This is a genomic window from Cellulomonas shaoxiangyii (assembly GCF_004798685.1).
Lineage (GTDB): Bacteria > Actinomycetota > Actinomycetes > Actinomycetales > Cellulomonadaceae > Cellulomonas > Cellulomonas shaoxiangyii.
This window is the reverse complement of record NZ_CP039291.1, coordinates 513,758-530,314: the sequence shown is the minus strand read 5'-3', so window position 1 is coordinate 530,314 and position 16,557 is coordinate 513,758. Positions and strand designations below refer to the sequence as shown.

15 protein-coding genes are annotated in these 16,557 nt (G+C 76.1%); 10 read left to right on the top strand and 5 right to left on the bottom strand.

Annotated features, from left to right (window positions below; genetic code table 11):
• Window positions 1–55 precede the first annotated feature (55 nt).
• The 5 genes from E5225_RS02400 to E5225_RS02380 all read left to right on the top strand — a co-directional run bounded on the left by E5225_RS02400 (window position 56) and on the right by E5225_RS02380 (window position 5,455).
• Window positions 56–1,066 (top strand): LacI family DNA-binding transcriptional regulator, encoded by a 1,011-nt coding sequence (locus tag E5225_RS02400; protein ID WP_135974170.1) that lies wholly within the window; start codon window positions 56–58, stop codon window positions 1,064–1,066.
• 36 nt (window positions 1,067–1,102) lie between these two features.
• The gene (locus tag E5225_RS02395; protein WP_135974171.1) at window positions 1,103–2,602 is read left to right on the top strand and encodes a mannitol dehydrogenase family protein; all 1,500 of its coding nucleotides are present in this window, start codon (window positions 1,103–1,105) and stop codon (window positions 2,600–2,602) included.
• 118 nt (window positions 2,603–2,720) lie between these two features.
• Entirely contained in the window at window positions 2,721–3,884 is a 1,164-nt protein-coding gene (locus E5225_RS02390) for a Gfo/Idh/MocA family protein (protein WP_135974172.1), read from the top strand.
• Window positions 3,881–4,834, top strand: coding sequence for a sugar phosphate isomerase/epimerase family protein (locus tag E5225_RS02385; RefSeq protein ID WP_208012573.1), 954 nt, complete (start codon window positions 3,881–3,883; stop codon window positions 4,832–4,834). Before E5225_RS02390 ends, E5225_RS02385 begins: the two co-directional genes overlap by 4 nt.
• Before the next feature lie 132 nt (window positions 4,835–4,966).
• Entirely contained in the window at window positions 4,967–5,455 is a 489-nt protein-coding gene (locus tag E5225_RS02380) for a septum formation family protein (protein ID WP_135974173.1), read from the top strand.
• Between the two features lie 91 nt (window positions 5,456–5,546).
• Here E5225_RS02380 and E5225_RS02375 read toward each other — a convergent pair whose 3' ends face one another.
• The 3 genes from E5225_RS02375 to E5225_RS02365 are packed head-to-tail and all read right to left on the bottom strand — an operon-like array spanning window position 5,547 to window position 9,689.
• Window positions 5,547–6,716 (bottom strand): SGNH/GDSL hydrolase family protein, encoded by a 1,170-nt coding sequence (locus E5225_RS02375; protein WP_208012574.1) that lies wholly within the window; start codon window positions 6,714–6,716, stop codon window positions 5,547–5,549.
• Window positions 6,694–8,868, bottom strand: coding sequence for an FAD-binding protein (locus E5225_RS02370; RefSeq protein ID WP_135974174.1), 2,175 nt, complete (start codon window positions 8,866–8,868; stop codon window positions 6,694–6,696). Before E5225_RS02370 ends, E5225_RS02375 begins: the two co-directional genes overlap by 23 nt.
• A gap of 26 nt (window positions 8,869–8,894) precedes the next feature.
• On the bottom strand, window positions 8,895–9,689 hold the full coding sequence (locus E5225_RS02365) for a 3-ketoacyl-ACP reductase (RefSeq protein ID WP_135974175.1): 795 nt from the start codon (window positions 9,687–9,689) through the stop codon (window positions 8,895–8,897).
• Window positions 9,690–9,867: 178 nt separating this feature from the next.
• Between E5225_RS02365 and E5225_RS02360 the strand changes: the two genes are divergently transcribed.
• The 3 genes from E5225_RS02360 to E5225_RS02350 are packed head-to-tail and all read left to right on the top strand — an operon-like array spanning window position 9,868 to window position 12,462.
• Window positions 9,868–10,872 carry an AEC family transporter gene (locus E5225_RS02360; RefSeq protein WP_136225285.1) on the top strand — a complete coding sequence of 335 codons (1,005 nt, stop codon included), beginning with the start codon at window positions 9,868–9,870 and terminating at the stop codon, window positions 10,870–10,872.
• A 5-nt stretch (window positions 10,873–10,877) separates the two neighbouring features.
• On the top strand, window positions 10,878–11,909 hold the full coding sequence (locus E5225_RS02355) for a type IV toxin-antitoxin system AbiEi family antitoxin (RefSeq protein WP_136225283.1): 1,032 nt from the start codon (window positions 10,878–10,880) through the stop codon (window positions 11,907–11,909).
• Window positions 11,890–12,462, top strand: coding sequence for a hypothetical protein (locus E5225_RS02350; RefSeq protein ID WP_135975315.1), 573 nt, complete (start codon window positions 11,890–11,892; stop codon window positions 12,460–12,462). The genes E5225_RS02355 and E5225_RS02350 overlap by 20 nt, the downstream gene beginning before the upstream one ends.
• A 105-nt stretch (window positions 12,463–12,567) precedes the next feature.
• Here E5225_RS02350 and E5225_RS02345 read toward each other — a convergent pair whose 3' ends face one another.
• Together E5225_RS02345 and E5225_RS02340 are read right to left on the bottom strand one after the other, a co-directional pair.
• Window positions 12,568–13,230 (bottom strand): response regulator transcription factor, encoded by a 663-nt coding sequence (locus tag E5225_RS02345; RefSeq protein WP_135975317.1) that lies wholly within the window; start codon window positions 13,228–13,230, stop codon window positions 12,568–12,570.
• Window positions 13,227–14,396 (bottom strand): sensor histidine kinase, encoded by a 1,170-nt coding sequence (locus tag E5225_RS02340; RefSeq protein WP_208012639.1) that lies wholly within the window; start codon window positions 14,394–14,396, stop codon window positions 13,227–13,229. The genes E5225_RS02345 and E5225_RS02340 overlap by 4 nt, the downstream gene beginning before the upstream one ends.
• A 155-nt stretch (window positions 14,397–14,551) precedes the next feature.
• Between E5225_RS02340 and E5225_RS02335 the strand changes: the two genes are divergently transcribed.
• A complete protein-coding gene (locus E5225_RS02335) occupies window positions 14,552–14,953 on the top strand; it encodes a hypothetical protein (RefSeq protein ID WP_135975321.1) in 402 nt (133 codons plus the stop codon).
• The gene (locus tag E5225_RS02330; RefSeq protein ID WP_243738403.1) at window positions 14,950–16,452 is read left to right on the top strand and encodes a multicopper oxidase family protein; all 1,503 of its coding nucleotides are present in this window, start codon (window positions 14,950–14,952) and stop codon (window positions 16,450–16,452) included. The genes E5225_RS02335 and E5225_RS02330 overlap by 4 nt, the downstream gene beginning before the upstream one ends.
• Window positions 16,453–16,557 lie beyond the last annotated feature (105 nt).

Below are 16,557 nucleotides of genomic sequence, written 5' to 3'. Positions count from 1 at the left end.
CATCGCGGACGCCCGTCCGCCCGGCACCACCCGGCCCGTCGGACGAGGAGGACGGATGGCCGTCACCTTGCGCGACGTCGCGCGCGCCGCCGGCGTCTCCCCCGCGACCGCGTCCCGGGCGCTCAGCGCACCCGACCTCGTCGCGCCCGAGCGTCGCGAGCTCGTCCGGCGCGTCGCCCGCGAGCTCGGGTACCGGCCCAACCGCGCCGCGCGCGAGCTCATCACCGGCCGCTCCGGGCACCTCTGCCTGGTCGTGCCGGACCTCGAGAACCCGTTCTTCTCGGCCGTGGCGAAGGCCGTGCAGGCGCGCGCCCGCGCGGCCGGGCACGCCGTGGTCGTCGCCGACGCCGAGGAGGACCCCCTGCTCGAGGCGGAGCTGGTCTCCCACCTCGGCGCGCAGGCCGACGGCGTCCTGCTGTGCTCGCCCCGCATGTCGCCCGACGACCTCGCGGACGTCGCCGCCGACGGCGGGCCCCTGCTGCTCGTCAACCGCGAGGCCGCCGGGCTGCCGTCCGTCGTCATCGACAACCGCGACGGCGTGCGGCAGGCGGTGCGCCACCTGCACGCGCTCGGGCACCGCCGCATCGCGTACGCCGGCGGGCCGCCGGGGTCGTGGTCCGACGCGCGCCGGCGCGAGGGGCTCGCCGACGACCCGGGCCCGCGGCTGCCGGGGCTCGACGTCGTCGACCTCGGCGCGCACGCACCCGTGTTCGCCGGCGGCGTCGCCGCGGCCGACCTCGCGCTCGCCGCGGGGGCCACGGCCGTGCTCGCGCACAACGACCTCATGGCGCTCGGGCTGCTCGACCGCCTGCGCACGCGCGGGGTGCGCGTCCCGGACGACGTCTCGGTCGTCGGGTTCGACGACGCGCCCGTCGCGACCCTGGTGACGCCCGCGCTCACGACCGTGGCCGCGCCGCTCGCCCGGCTCGGGCGCACGGCCGTCGACCTGCTCCTCGACCCGCCGCGCGGCGACGAGCCGGCACGCGTGGCGCTGCCCGTCGAGCTGGTCGTGCGCGCGTCCACCGCGCCGCCGCCCACCGCACCACCGCCCGCCGCACCCGCCTGACCCGACAGACCACCCCCCCACCACCGGAGCCCTTCGATGACGAACCCCCGGCTGTCCCTGCCGGCCTGGCGCGAGCGCGCCGCCCACCCCCTCCCCGACGCGGTGCGCGGCCCGGCCGTCGACCCCGCCGCGCTCACGGTCGGGCAGGTGCACCTGGGGCTCGGCGCGTTCACGCGCGCGCACCAGGTGGTCTGCACGGAGGACGCCGCGGCGGCGACCGGCGAGACGGGCTGGGGCGTCCTCGGCGTGACGCAGCGCAGCCCGCGCGTCGCCGAGCAGCTCGTGCCGCAGGACGGCCTGTACGGCGTGCTGACCGCGGGCGCCGACGCGACGTCGCTGCGGCTCGTGGGGTCCGTGCGGGACGTCGCGTTCCCCGGCCGCGACACCGCCCGCGTGCTCGCCGCGCTCGCGGCGCCGACCACGCACGTCGTCACGCTGACCGTGACCGAGAAAGGCTACCGCCGGGCGGCGGGCGGCGGCCTCGACGTGACGGCGGACGAGGTGGCGGCGGACCTCGCCGACGCGGCCCGGGAGCTGTCGGCACCCGTCGACGGGCCCGCGCGGACGCCCGTGGGGATGCTCGTGCGCGGGCTCGTGCGGCGGCACGCGTCGTCGGGCGCGCCGCTCACGGTGGTGTGCTGCGACAACCTGACCGACAACGGGACCGTGCTCGCCGGGCTCGTCGCGGACGCGCTGGCCGCCGTCCCGGGGTCGGACGCCGTGCGCGCGTGGGTCGAGCAGGACGTGCGGTTCCCGTCGACGATGGTCGACCGGATCGTGCCCGCGACGACCGACGCGCACCACGCCGAGGTGGAGCGGCTGCTCGGGCTGCGCGACGAGGGGCTCGTCGTCGGGGAGCCGTTCTTCCAGTGGGTCGTCGAGGACGACTTCGCGGGGCCGCGCCCGGCGTGGGAGCGCGCGGGGGCGACGCTCACGGGCGACGTCGCGCCGTACGAGCGCGCCAAGCTGCGCGTGCTCAACGCGACGCACTCGACCCTCGCGTACCTCGGCGCGCTGCGCGGGCACGCGACGATCGCCGAGGCCGTCGCGGACCCCGACCTGGCGGCCGTCGCCCGGGCGCTCATCGACGAGGACGTCCTGCCGACGCTGGTCGCGCCGGACGGCGCGGACCTCGCGGCGTACCGCGACGAGGTGCTGCACCGGTTCGCCAACCCCGCCACCGGGCACACGACGGTGCAGGTCGCGATGGACGGGTCGCAGAAGCTGCCCGTGCGCCTGCTGGGCACGGTCGCGGACCGGCTCGCGGCGGGGGCGGTGCCGCACGCCGCGGCGACGGCGTTCGCCGCCTGGGTCGCGTACGTGCGCGCGGCGGCGGCGGGCGACCTCGTGGTCGCGGGCCGGACGGTCGCGCTCGACGACCCGCTCGCGCCGGTGCTGGCGCGGGCCGCGGCCGGGTCGCCGCAGGAGGCGGTGGACGGCGTGCTGGCCCTGCGGCAGGTGGTGCCGGCGGACGTGGCCGCGTCGCCCGGGTTCCGGGCCGCCGCCGTCGCGGCCCTGCGCACCCTGCGCCGCTGACGCCAGGGCCCTCCGGGAGCCGCCCGGCCTTGACGCGGGGCGGCATCGCTCCGGTACCATCCGGAAAGCGCATTCCTCGGGCGGGCGACGGTGCCGGCCCCGACCACAGGGAGACCCGATGACCACCCGCACGCTGCGCATCGCCATGAACGGCGTCACCGGCCGCATGGGCTACCGCCAGCACCTCGTCCGCTCGATCCTGCCGATCCGCGACCAGGGCGGCATCACCCTGCCGGACGGCACGCGCGTGCAGGTCGAGCCCGTCCTCGTCGGCCGCAACGCCGACAAGGTCCGCGAGCTCGCGGAGAAGCACGGCGTCGAGCACTGGACCACCGACCTGCAGGCCGCGATCCACGACCCGGCGACCGACATCGTCTTCGACGCGTCGATGACCAGCCTGCGCGCGGCCACGCTCACCGAGGCGATGAAGGCCGGCAAGCACGTCTACACCGAGAAGCCGACGGCCGAGACGCTGGCCGAGGCGGTCGAGCTCGCCCGCCTGCGCGAGACGACCGGCGTCACGGCGGGCGTCGTGCACGACAAGCTCTACCTGCCCGGGCTCGTGAAGCTGCGCCGGCTCGTGGACGAGGGCTTCTTCGGCCGGATCCTGTCGCTGCGCGGCGAGTTCGGGTACTGGGTGTGGGAGGGCGACGTGCAGAGCGCGCAGCGCCCGTCCTGGAACTACCGGACGGCCGACGGCGGCGGGATGACCGTCGACATGTACTGCCACTGGAACTACGTGCTCGAGGGTGTCGTCGGCACCGTGCGCACGGTCTCGTCGCAGACCGCGACGCACATCCCGACGCGCTGGGACGAGCAGGGCAACGCCTACGAGGCGACCGCCGACGACGCGGCGTACGGGATCTTCCAGCTCGAGACGCCGGGCGGCGACCCCGTGGTCGCGCAGATCAACTCGTCGTGGGCCGTGCGGGTGCACCGGGACGAGCTCGTCGAGTTCCAGGTCGACGGCACGGAGGGCTCGGCCGTGGCCGGCCTGTTCCACTGCGTCGCGCAGCCCCGCTCGGCCACGCCGAAGCCGGTGTGGAACCCCGACCTGCCGACCACCGAGCGGTTCCGGGACCAGTGGATCGACATCCCCGCGAACGCCGAGCTCGACAACGGGTTCAAGGCGCAGTGGGAGGAGTTCCTCGCCGACGTCGCGCTGGGCCGCCCCCACCGCTTCGACCTGCTGTCGGCGGCGCGCGGCGTGCAGCTCGCCGAGCTGGGCCTGCGCTCGTCCGCCGAGGGCCGGCGCCTCGACGTGCCCGAGATCGCCCTGTGAGCACGCGCGCCGTCGCGGTGGCCCCCGTCGCGCAGGCCGCGCACGGGCGGCGCGCGGACCTCGCGCGGCTGTCGCTGAACACCGCGACGACCAAGCACCTGACGCTCGCCGAGGCGGCCGCCGCGGCCGCGGCGGCCGGACTGTCCGCGATCGGCGTGTGGCGCGACCGCGTGCAGGAGGTCGGCGCCGACCAGGCCGCCCGCGTCGTCGCGGACCACGGGCTGCGCGTGTCGTCGCTGTGCCGGGGCGGGTTCCTCACGACGCCCGACCCGGACGCGGCGGGCGCCGCGCTCGAGGACAACCGGCTCGCGGTCCGCGAGGCGGCGGCCCTCGGGACGCACGAGCTGATCATGGTCGTCGGCGGGCTGCCGGCGTGCCCGGCTCCGGGTGCGGGCGCGCGTCCGTACCCGTCGGCCGACCCCGGCGCCGCGGACCCCGCGCGCGACCTCGTCGCGACGCGCCGGCGCGTCGCGGACCGCATCGCCGAGCTCGCGCCCTACGCGGCCGAGCACGGCGTGCGGCTCGCGCTCGAGCCGCTGCACCCCATGTTCGCCGCCGACCGCGCGGTCCTCTCCACGCTCGGCCAGGCCCTCGACCTGGCGGCGCCGTTCGACCCGGACGTCGTCGGCGTCGTCGTCGACACCTACCACGTGTGGTGGGACCCGGACCTGGCGCGGCAGGTCGCCCGCGCGGGCGCCGAGGGCCGCATCGCGTCCTACCAGGTGTGCGACTGGGTGCTGCCGCTGGCGGCCGAGCCGCTGAACTCCCGCGGCCACGTGGGCGACGGGTACGTCGACTTCGCGACGGTCACGCGGTGGGTGCGGGACGCGGGCTACACGGGCGACGTGGAGGTCGAGATCTTCCACGAGGACGTGTGGGCGACGCCCGCCGACCGCACCCTCGCGACGATGGCCGAGCGGCACGTCCGGCACGTCCTGCCGCACCTCTGAGGGGCGCGGGCGGCCACGGCCGGGGCGCGCGTCCGGGCTGTGACCGACGGCACACAGGAAACGTCCAGGTTTGCCCGCGGCGCACGAATCCCGCGTCCGACGGAACCGGCCGGCGTCGGGTTGACTTCACTGGTGAACCCGAACCGCCGCAGTGCCCTGCTCCCCGTCGCCCTCCTCGCCGCCGCCGCCGCCCTGGCCGGCTGCTCCGAGACCCCGCCCCCCGCCCCGCGCGCCGAGCCGGGTGGTGAGGTGACGGCATCCGCGCAGGCGGACGTCTTCACGCTCCAGATCGGCGACTGCCTGAACTACATGCAGGACGAGGGCTCCACCGAGATCACCTCCCTGCCGACGGTCCCGTGCGACGAGCCGCACGACTCCGAGATCTACGCGGAGACGACCATCACCGAGGACCAGCTCCCCACGGTCGAGGAGATCGCCGAGGCGTACTGCCTGGAGCAGTTCACCACCTTCATCGGCAAGAGCTTCGAGGAGTCGTCGCTGTACTACTCCTACCTCGTGCCCACCGAGCTGAGCTTCGAGCAGGGCGACGACGTGGTGCAGTGCCTCGTCGTGCAGCAGGAGGGCGGCCTGACCGCGTCGCTCGAGGGCGCCGGCATCTGACCCACCCGACCGAGCGCGGGCGACCACGTCGCCCGCGCTCGGTCGCGTCCGGGGCCCGCGTGCGGGGCCGGCCGCGCCGCGCGCCGGGGCCTCAGAGCGCGCGCAGGACCGCCGCGAAGCGCTCGCCCATGCGGCGCTGCGCGGCCGCGTCGGGGTGCAGCAGGTCCGCCGTCGGGAGCTCGGCTGCGTCGGCGTCGCCGTACAGGGTGCGTCCGTCGACGTAGGCGAGGGCGGCGTCGCCCGCGTCCCGCCGCGCGGCCACGACGGCCGCCAGCACCTCGCGCACCACCCGCAGCGACAGCTTGCCCTCGGCGACCTCGGACGCCCGGCCCGCGGTCCGGAACCGCACGTCGGGCGCGTCCGGGTCGATGGACGTCGGCCCGGGCACGTCCTCGACCAGCGGGCACAGCACCGGCGAGACCACGACCAGCGGCGTCGTCGGGTGCCCCTCGCGGACCGTGTCGAGGAACCCGTGCACGGCGGGCCCGAACGCGCGCCGGCGCATCGCGTCGTGGTTCACCACGTTGATGCCCAGCTTCACGGAGACCACGTCGGCGGGCTGGTCCCGGATCGCACGCGCGACGAACGGGTCGAGCACCGCGTTGCCGGACAGGCCGAGGTTGACCAGGTCGAGCCCCGCCGTGCGGGCGGCGACGACGGGCCACGTCCCGGTCGGCACGTCGGCGTTCGCGCCCTGGCTGATCGAGGACCCGTGGTGCACCCAGCGGGGGGCGTCGACGGCGGCGGGCGGCAGGACGGGCGCGTCGGCCACGACGGCGACGAGCGCGACCCGCTCGCGGTAGGGCAGCCACACCTCGACGTCGGCGGGGGTGCCCGCGCCGTCGGGCAGCGTGAACGCCACCGCGCCCACCGGCGCCGGCCCGGCCGCCGTGGTCGCCGTGCCGGGGTCGAACGTCAGGACGCCGGCGGCGGTGCACACCGCGGACCCGGCGACGCGCCCGTCGACGACCACCTCGAACCGCTCGGGAGGGGCGGGCTCGGCGTGCGGGAGCGTCGCGACGCGCCACGTCCGCACGTGCAGCGTGAGCCGGCGCGCGGCGGTCCGCAGCCGCAGCCGGACGCCCGCGGGCTGCTCGTCGCACATCGCGACGAACGCGTCGGGGAACTGCGCGCGCGTCCACGCCGGCAGCCGGTGCGGCAGGACGCCGTCGGCCGTCGGCTCGAACCACGCCGCCCCGCGCACCTCGACGCGTGCGTCGGGCAGCGGGACGACGGCCTCAGTGGACGTTGCCGTGCGCACGGAACTCGCGCCACACGTTCTCGAAGAAGTCGTCGTCCGCGGGGATCGGGCGGCGCGGGCGCCACCGGAAGACGGGCGTGCCGGCGGGGTCGGCCACGTCGCGGACGACGACCGGGGCCCACCCGGGTCCGTCGTCGTCGCCGGGCGGGGCCTCGCCGGGAGGAGCCTCGCCGGGCGCGAGCCACGCCGTCTCCTGCACCACGTCGTCGAGCACGCCGCCGTCGAGGGCGAACCGGAAGACGTCGGGCAGGTCGAGCTCGGTCTCGGCACCGGGCCCGTACCCGGCGCGCGGCAGCCCGCCGGACGCGTCGGAGTAGAGCACCGACCCGCGTGAGCGCCCGCCGTGCGCGACGTAGTCCGCCATCGCGGACAGGTACACGTAGGCGCTGGTGAGGATGTCGCGGACCAGGAACGTGCGGTTGACCGAGCGGCGCGACGTGCCGTCCGCGGTCACGAGGTCGTCGTAGCGGGTCAGCCAGTCGTGCACCTGTGCGAGGGCCTCCTGGATCGACGCCGCGGAGCGCACCGGCCCCGCCTTCGCGCTCATCAGCTCCTGGACGTCGGTCAGCAGGTCGCCGGTGTTGTCCGGGACGCCGGACGCCGCCCGGGCGGTCGCGGCGGCCGTCAGGTCGAGCGCCGCGCCCAGCACCGGCGCGGCGGCCTGCGCGAACTCCGCCACGGGCAGCGGCTCCTCGTCGCGGCGCGCGGCGATGAACTGGGCGGCCCGCGTCGCGCCGACCTGCCCGCTGTTGAGCGCCGCCCCGCCCGGCCGGTACACGCCGTGCGCGCCGCCGGCCTCGCCGACGGGGAAGAACCCGGTGACGTTCGACTGCCACCACGCGTCGACGACGAGGCCGCCGTTGTTGTGCTGCGCGCACACGTCGACCTCGAGCAGGTCCTTCTCGAGGTCCACGTACGGGTTCTTGTCCAGGTAGAACTGGTAGGCGGGCTCGTTCATGCGGCGCAGCCGCTCGATCGGGGTGCCGAACAGCACGCCCGCCTGCTCGAGGTAGGCGTACGCCTCCGGGCTGAGGGCCGACGGGTCGAACTCCTCCTGCACCGGGTTGCGGCGGAAGTCCAGGAACACCCGTCGCCCGCGCAGCACGGTCTCGCGGTAGACGAGCAGGTCGACCAGCGACGACCCGTCGCGCGCCTTCCGGATGTCGAACGGCCACTGGTAGCCCTTGAGGAAGACCAGGGACATGAGGCGCCCGTAGTCGCCGATCGCCTCGGTGAGGAACTCGCGCTCGTCGCCGCCGTCCTGGTCGGTCGAGACGAACCGCGGGACGACCTGCATGTACGTGCCCGACACGTTCCACCGGGGCTTCGTGGACGCGAGCCCGAACTGCCACTCGGTGAGGTTCTTGCCGTGCACGCCCGCCCGGTAGGCGGCGCCCGACGCGCCCCACTGGCCGTGGGGGAAGACGCGCGTGGCGTACATGCCGGCCGGGCCGCCGGTGGCGTAGACGAGGTTCGAGCAGCGGAACAGCAGCCACGGGCTGGCGTCACCGTCGTGCGGGACGTCGGTGCGCAGCACGAGCAGGCCGGCGACCCGGCGCGTGCCGTCGGGGCCGGTGGTCGTGACGACGTCCACGACGCGGCACTCGTCGAGCACGCGCGTGCCGTCGCGCTGCACCTTCGCCTCGAGGTGCTCGACCATCGACCGGCTCGTGTACGGGCCGACGGACGTGGCCCGGCGGCGGGGGTCGTGGTCGGTCTTGTAGCCGATGAACTCGCCGTACCGGTTCTGCGGGAACGGCACGCCGAGATCGACCAGGTGCAGGAACCCGCGCGCGGACAGCGCGGCCTCGGCGAGCGCGTTGTCGCCGTCCATCGCGCCGCCGCTGAACAGCGTCTCGGCCATCTCGCGCACCGAGTCGCCGTCGCCGCCGGAGAGCGTGAGCTTGTAGTACGTCTGCTTGTCGGACCCGGCGTTGCGCGAGGCGCCGGCGCCGATCTTGTCCGCGACCATCACGACGTCGTCGTGGCCGAACTGGACCAGGCGCGCGGCGGCGCAGTACCCGGCCGACCCGGTGCCGACGACCACGGTCGTCGCGGTGACGACCGGGACGTCGTGGCCGGCGATGCGGAGGGTCTCGGGCTCGTGGTGCCGGGGGGCGGGGCGCGCGGGCCCGGTGCCGGGGGTGCTCATCGGTGCTCTCGTCTCGGGTCGGGCGGTCAGAGGACCGGGATGTGCATGCCACCGTCGACGTGGAAGACCTCGCCCGTCGAGTACGGCGTCTGGCCCGACGCGAGGATCGCCACGGCCCCCGCGACGTCGGCCGGGCGGCCCCAGCGGTTGACGGGCGCGAGGCCCTCGGCGATGAGGGCGTCGTACTTCCCGGTCACGCCGGCGGTCATGTCGGTGGCGATGACCCCCGGGCGCACCTCGTACACGACGACGCCCTCGGGACCGAGCCGGGCCGCCCACAGCTGGGTGGCCATGCCGACGCCGGCCTTGGAGATGCAGTAGTCGCCGCGGTTGGTCGAGACGGTCGTCGCGGAGATGGACGAGACGTTGACGACCGTCGCGACCGGACCGGCCGGGGGCTCGGGCAGCGCGTCGAGCGGGCCGCGCAGCTCGATGACGCGGCGCGCGAACTCCTGGGTGAGGAAGTACAGGCCCCGCAGGTTGATGCCGAGGACGCGGTCGAACGACTCGGCCGTCGCGTCGAGCAGGTCGGCACGCACGCTGGGCGCGACGCCGGCGTTGTTGACGAGCAGGTCGAGGCGGCCCCACGCGTCGACGGCGTCGCCGACGTAGCGGCGGTGGTCGTCGAGGTCGGCGACGGACCCGCGCACGTACCGGACGAGCGCCGGGTCGCCCGCGGTCTCGCGGAGCTCGTCGAGGACGTCGGTGGGCTCCTCGCGCGTCGCGAGGATCGAGACGGCGAACCCGTCGGCGACGAGCCGGCGGCTGATGCCGAGGCCGATCCCGCGGTTGCCTCCGGTGACCAGTGCGACTGCGGGCATCGTTGCCTTCCCTCGTGCGAGCACGCGCCCCGGGTGCGCGGGGCGCACGGCCGGGCCCGCCGTCGTCGGCGGCACGGCGATCGTGCCATGCCGCACGCGGGCGAGGCAAGCGCTTTCCGTCCTGCGGAGGCCGTGGCAGGATCCTCCCCGTGGGACGACCGGCCGGGAGCGCGCGCTGATGGGCGCCGTCCTCACCGCCCTCGGCACGATGGGCGCGGTCGTCGCGGTCGGCTGGCTGCTCGGCCGGTACCGCGTGCTGGGCGAGCGCGCCGCACCCGTGCTCGCGCGGGTGGTCTTCGCCGTCGCGACCCCCGCCCTGCTGCTCGGCACCCTCGCCCACGCCGACCTGCGCCTGCTGCTGTCCCGCACCGCCGCGGTCACGTGGGCGTCCACCGCGCTCGTCGCCCTCGCCGCCGCGCTCGTGCTGCGGCTCGTGCTGCGCCGCGGCGCCGCCGACGTCACGGTCGGCACGCTCGCCTCCTCCTACGTCAACGCCGGGAACATCGGCCTGCCGCTCGCGGTGTACCTGCTCGACGACCCGGTGGTCGTCGTGCCGACGCTGCTCTTCCAGCTCCTCGTCCTCGCGCCCGCCGCCTTCACCGTCCTCGACGGCGCCGCGGCGGCCCGGCGCCGCGCGGACGAGGCCGTGGCCGGCGGGCCGGCCGCGGCAGACGGGCGCGGGGCGGCCGACGTCGCCGCGGTCGTGCCGTGGGCCGTGCGCGTGCGCGCGGTCGTGCGCCGCACGCTGACCAACCCGATCATCCTGGGCACGCTCGCCGGGGTCGTCCTCGCGGCCCTCCCGTGGGACCTGCCCGAGGTCGTCTTCGAGCCGTTCCGCCTGGTCGGCGCGGCCGCGGCCCCGCTCGCGCTGCTGACCTTCGGCATGCAGCTGGCCGTCCCCCGCACGTCCGGCGCGAGCGCGCCGCGCGCCGACCTGGCCCTCGCCGTCGCGCTGCGCAGCGTCGTGCAGCCCGCGCTCGCCTGGGCCCTCGGCACCGCGCTCGGGCTGTCGGGCAGCGCGCTGCTCGCCGTGACGGCGATGGCGGCGCTGCCGACCGCCCAGAACGTGCTCGTCTACGCGATGCAGTACCGCCACGGCGAGGCGCTCGCGCGCGACGCGGGGCTCGTCACGACGCTGCTGTGCGTGCCGGTCCTGCTCGTGGTGGCCGCGACGCTGGGCTGATCAGCGTGTTCAGCATTGATGAACGTACATCATTGATGTACGTTCATCACGTGCCGGGAACCGGGTCGGGCGACGAGCGCGACGGCGTGGACGAGCGACTGGCGGCCATCCGTGCCGCCCTTCGCAGGCACGGCATCGGGCTGGAGCTCGAGGGCGACGTCGCTGTCCTGAGCATCGACGACATACGCCTCGAGCGCCCCTGGCAGCTGACCGAGCGTCGCGGACCGCGGGACGACTCGCCGCAGGGCGGTCGACTCCTGCTCGCCGACCGCATGTCTCCGGCGCGCGCCACGGTCGCACGCACGCGCGGCGACTGGTACGCGGACCCGAGCGGCCGCATCTACGTCCGTGCACCGGGCGTGCTCGTCGACGTCCGCGACCGCACCACGCAGACCCCGGGGCCGGTCCGCCGTTCCGCCACGGCGGGCCATCTCGTCGTCCAGAACCCGATGAGCCCCCGCCGCGCGCAGGTCGTCTGCCTCCTGCTCGACCAGCCGGGTCTCGTCTCCGCGAGCGTGCGGACCCTGGCCGAGAGGTCGGGCGTCTCCGTCGGCATCGCGCAGCAGGTGCTCTCGGACCTGGAGGCGCGCCGATTTCTGCGCCACGGCAGGGAGGGCCTGAACCGGGTGGACGAGCTGCTCGACCAGTGGGCAGGCACCTTCGGCAACGGGCTCGGCCCGAGGCTCGAGCTGGGCCGCTTCAGCGGTGAGCCCGAGCTGGGGGCGTGGCTCACCAGGGGCCAGTCGGTGTACCGGTCCGGGGAGGCGGCGTCCGACGAGCTCCGGGGCAGCGACGCGACCCTCTACGTCGAGCATCTCGACATGCACGCGGTCGTCGCCTCGCGCTGGAGCCCGCGCGGCGACCGGCCCAACATCGTCGTGCGCCGGAAGTTCTGGTCCGAGCCGCCCCGGGCGCCCGACGTGTACGACGCACTGCTGCCTCTGCGCCTCGCAGACCTCCTCGTGACGGACGATCCGCGGCACCGCTTCGCAGCCCGCCCCGTCCGCGAGGAGATCCTTGACCGCCACGCCCGCTGACCCGACCCTGCGTGACGTCGTCACCCCCGTCGTGGCCGACGTGATCGAGCGCGCCCCTCAGGTCGCCGGCCACCTCATGCTCGTGGGCGCGCTGTGCCGCGACGTGCTGCACCGGCAGGAGGGCCACCTGGCGATCCGTCTGCCGACCGTCCCCGGCTACACGGCGCTCAAGCTGGCCTCCTGGGCCGCCCGGAGCAGGTACGGGGAGTACAAGGACGCCGGCGACCTGGCCTGCGCGTCCTACTGGTACCTCACCTCGTCGACGGTGGAGGACCGCTTGTACGGCGGGGAGCGCGGCCAGCGCATCCTGACCGACGCGTGGAACCAGGACCGCACGACCGCCGTCGTCGCTTCGACGGTGCTGCTCGCCGACGACGCGATGACAGTCCTCACGCCTTCGCACCGTGCCGAGCTGCTCGCGCGCTGGGAGGGCGTCGACGACAACCTGCTCGCGACCTACTCCGACAACCCCCTCCTGCCCGGATGGCCACGGCGCGGACATCCGGGCCTCGCCGAGCACACCAGGTCGCTACGCACCGGCATGACGCTCTGAGTCCCTCGCGTCGGCCAGAGGACACCGCCCCCGCCGGGCACGCCGCCCGTCCGCCGGTCGCACCGGTCCGCCGTCACACGAGGCGCCCCCCCTCCGCACGCGGTGTCACCCCGGGTCCCCCGGTCGCACGAGCCCCGTCTCGTACGCGAGGACCACGAGCTGGGAGCGGTCGCGCGCGTGCAGGCGGGTGAGCAGGCGGCTGACGTACGTGCGCGCCGTCGCCGGGCTCAGGTGCAGGACCGCGGCGACCTCGTCGTTCGAGCGGCCGCGGCCCACCTCGCGCAGCACATCCCGCTCGCGCAGGGTCAGGGCGGCCAGGCGGGAGTCGTCGACGGCGGGTGGCGTCGCCGCGACGGCCGCCAGGACGCGCCCCGTCACCGTCGGGTCGAGCAGCGACTCCCCCGCCGCGACGGTGCGCACGGCCTGCCGCAGCTCGTCCGGTGCGACGTCCTTGAGGAGGAACCCGGCGGCGCCGGCACGGATCGCCCCGAACACGAGCTCGTCCTCGTCGAACGTCGTCAGCACGACGACGGCGACGCCCGCGAGCGCGGCGTCGGACACGATCAGGCGGGTCGCCTCGAGGCCGTCCAGGTCGGGCATGCGCACGTCCATGAGCACGACGTCGGGACGCAGCTCGCGCACCCGGGCGAGCCCCTGCCGGCCCGTGCCGGCCTCCCCGACGACCGTGACGTCGCCGTCGCGCTCGACGAGCGCGCGCAGCCCGGTGCGCAGCAGCTCCTGGTCGTCGACCAGCACGACGCGGATCACGACGTGAGCCTCGCCGGCAGGCGCGCGTGCACCGCGAACCCGCCGCCGTCGCCCGCGCCGGACGTGAGGGACCCGCCGAGCAGCGCGACGCGCTCGGCCATGCCGCGCAGGCCCTGCCCGTCGCCCGCAGGCCCCGACCCGGGGGGCCGCGTGGCCGCGGCCCCGACGCCGTCGTCCCGGACCGCGAGCTCGAGCCACCCGTCGACGACCGCCGCGCGGACCGCGACGCGCCGGGCCCGCGCGTGCCGCAGCACGTTCGTCAGCGCCTCCTGCACGATCCGGTAGGCGGCGGCGCCGATCGCCCCGTCCACCGCGCCGTCGGGCACGTCGAGGGCCAGGTCGACGGCCACGCCGGCGGCGCGCGTCGACTCGGCGAGCGCGTCCACGGCGCCCAGGCCGGCCGTGCCGCGCGCCGGGTCGTCCCCGGCGGTGCGCAGCACCCGGACCGTCGAGCGCAGCTCGCGCAGGGTCGACGCCGTCGCGGCGGTGATCCGCTCGAGGGACTCCCCGACGAGCGCGTCGTCACGCCCCACGGCCTCCTGCGCGACGTGCGCGTGCACCGCGATGACGGCGAGCGAGTGGCCGACGCTGTCGTGCAGGTCCCGCGCGATGCGCACGCGCTGGTCCTGCATCCGCTGCTCGGCCTGCGCCTGCTGCTCCGCGAGGGCCGCGGCACGCAGCCGCTCCTGGTCGTCGCGCGAGCGCCGCCGCACCCGGACGCTCACGCCGAGCGCGACGGCGGCGACGACGAGCGCGACGTTCGTCAGCAGCTCGTAGCTGAGCAGGTACGACGTGGGCAGCCCCTCGTCGATGCGGAAGTACGCCGCGACGCCCACGAGCACCGCCCCGGCGACCACGGCGACGCGCGTGCGCCCGAGCTCCGCCGCCGAGTACAGCGCCGCGGCCGCCGGCAGGGCCTGCCCGATCGCGGGGAACCCCAGCGCGTAGTACGCGAAGATGCCGAGCACCGTGACGACGAGGACCGCGACGGGCCACCGCCGGCGCACGAGCAGCAGCGCGCCGAACCCGAGCGCGAACGCGTACGCGACCGGGGACGGCGCGCGCTCGGCCGCCACCCCCGACCCGACCGTGAGCGCCACGGCGGCGCAGGTCGCGACGGCGAGCAGCACGTCGACGCGGCGCGACGTCGCGGGAGGGCCGTCCATCCCCCGAGCGTAGGAAGGGCCGGCGCTCCGGGACATCTCCCGGTGGTCGACCCCGGACGTCGCCTGGTGACGACACCGGCCCCCGAGCAGGACGAGGGCCCGGCGTCGACACCCGGCGGATGTGCCCGCGCGGCGCCGTTCCTAGCGTCGAGTGCATGGAGAACATGACTCTGACCAGCACATCGGCGCCGCCCGTGCGGTGGCGCACCGTCCTGGGCCTCGCCGCGACCGTGCTCGCGTGGCCCCTCGTCGGCGTGACCGGGTGGGACGGCGCCGCCTTCGCCGCGGTGGTCTTCGCAGCCACCGCGGTCACCTGGGTCGCGGTCCTCGGCCTGCGCGCGGTCCCCCGGCCCGTCCGCACGGGCACGCTCGCCGGGCTGCTGTACGGCGCCAGCCTCGTCACCGTCTCGACGCTCGTCGGCGGCGGCACCGGGTTCACGCCCGGCATGGTCGCGCTCGCCACGGTGTGGGAGATGGCGTGGGCCGCGCTGCTCGGCGCCGGCGCGGGCCTGCTGGGCCGCGCGCTCGCGCAGTGGCGGGCGGGGGCGCGGCCGTGAGCCGCGCCGCCGGCGCCCGCCGGGTCGCGGCTGCGCTCGCCGCGGCGGTCGTCCTGTCCGGGACGCTCGCCGCCTGCGGGTCGGTGTCGGTGTCGTCGGTCGACGAGCCGGCCGACTTCGACACGCCCATGCCCGTGCCGCCGCTGGCGCCGTCCGCGGTCGCGCCCGACGGCACGCGCGTCTTCTCGCTCACGGCGCAGGAGGGCACCACGCAGTTCCTCGACGGTGTCGACACCCCGACGTGGGGCTTCGACGGCGACCTGCTCGGCCCGACGCTGCGCGCGTCGCGCGGCGAGCAGGTGGCGGTGCAGGTGCGCAACGAGCTGCCCGAGCCCACGAGCGTGCACTGGCACGGCATGCACCTGCCGGCCGCCATGGACGGCGGGCCGCACCAGGAGGTCGAGCCCGGCGCGACGTGGCGGCCCACGTGGCGCGTCGACCAGCCGGCCGCGACGCTCTGGTACCACCCGCACCCCCACGGGCGCACCGAGGAGCACGTCTACAAGGGCCTCGCGGGGTTCTTCCTGCTGGACGACCCGGACGCGCCCGACGTGGGGCTGCCGCAGGAGTACGGCGTCGACGACGTCCCCGTCGTCGTGCAGGACCGCGACGTCGCAGCGGACGGCACGCTCACCACCGAGCGCGCGGAGGTCGGCATCCTCGGCTCGGTCGTCACGGCCAACGGCGTGCGCGGCGCGCACGTGCCGGTGACGACGGAGCACGTCCGCCTGCGGCTGCTCAACGGCTCGACCGCGCGCACGTACGCCTTCGGGTTCGCCGACGACCGCACGTTCACCCAGGTCGCGTCCGACGGCGGCCTGCTGGAGGCGCCCGTGCCCACCACCCGGGTGCAGCTGTCGCCCGGGGAGCGCGCGGAGGTCGTCGTCGCGATGGCACCCGGCGAGCGCGTGCGGCTGCGCTCGTTCCGGCCGGACCTGGGGCGCATCGCCGCCGGGTTCGCCGCGGGCGCGAACGACGAGTTCGACGTCCTGGAGCTGCGCGCGGCCGCCACCCTGGAGCCGTCGCCGGAGGTGGCGGGGGCGCTGACGGCGCTCGAGCCGCTGCGCGCCGAGGACGCGACCGTGACGCGCACGTTCACGGTCAGCGGGCGGGAGATCAACGGCCGGCGCATGGCGATGGACCGCATCGACGCCACCGTGGAGCGCGGCGCGACCGAGGTGTGGGAGGTCCGCAACCTCGACCTCGTGCCGCACAACCTGCACGTGCACGACGTGCAGTTCCGCGTCGCGGACATCGACGGCGAGGCGCCGCCCCCGCCGCTGGCCGGCGCCAAGGACACCGTCTACCTCGAGCCGCAGCGCACGTACCGGCTGGTCATGCGGTTCGACGACTACGCCGACCCCGACACGCCGTACATGGTGCACTGCCACCTGCTCCTGCACGAGGACGAGGGCCTCATGGCGCAGTTCGTGGTCGTGGAGCCGGGTGACGAGGCCGCGCGCGTGCCCGGGTCCGGCGCGGGGCACCACCACGGGTGACGCGCACCGGACCCGGCGTCGGGCGGCGACCAGCCCCCGATGCCGGGATCCTGGACGCCGGGTCGTACGTTGAGGGGCAGTGAGCGGCCCCGCGCGGCCGGACGC

Excerpts from the sequence above, each read along its gene's own strand:
- E5225_RS02365 (WP_135974175.1), bottom strand. The coding sequence starts at position 9,689 with ATGCCCGCAGTCGCACTGGTCACCGGAGGCAACCGCGGGATCGGCCTC.
- E5225_RS02400 (WP_135974170.1), top strand. The coding sequence starts at position 56 with ATGGCCGTCACCTTGCGCGACGTCGCGCGCGCCGCCGGCGTCTCCCCC.
- E5225_RS02335 (WP_135975321.1), top strand. The coding sequence starts at position 14,552 with ATGGAGAACATGACTCTGACCAGCACATCGGCGCCGCCCGTGCGGTGG.
- E5225_RS02340 (WP_208012639.1), bottom strand. The coding sequence starts at position 14,396 with ATGGACGGCCCTCCCGCGACGTCGCGCCGCGTCGACGTGCTGCTCGCC.
- E5225_RS02370 (WP_135974174.1), bottom strand. The coding sequence starts at position 8,868 with ATGAGCACCCCCGGCACCGGGCCCGCGCGCCCCGCCCCCCGGCACCAC.
- E5225_RS02390 (WP_135974172.1), top strand. The coding sequence starts at position 2,721 with ATGACCACCCGCACGCTGCGCATCGCCATGAACGGCGTCACCGGCCGC.
- E5225_RS02360 (WP_136225285.1), top strand. The coding sequence starts at position 9,868 with ATGGGCGCCGTCCTCACCGCCCTCGGCACGATGGGCGCGGTCGTCGCG.
- E5225_RS02395 (WP_135974171.1), top strand. The coding sequence starts at position 1,103 with ATGACGAACCCCCGGCTGTCCCTGCCGGCCTGGCGCGAGCGCGCCGCC.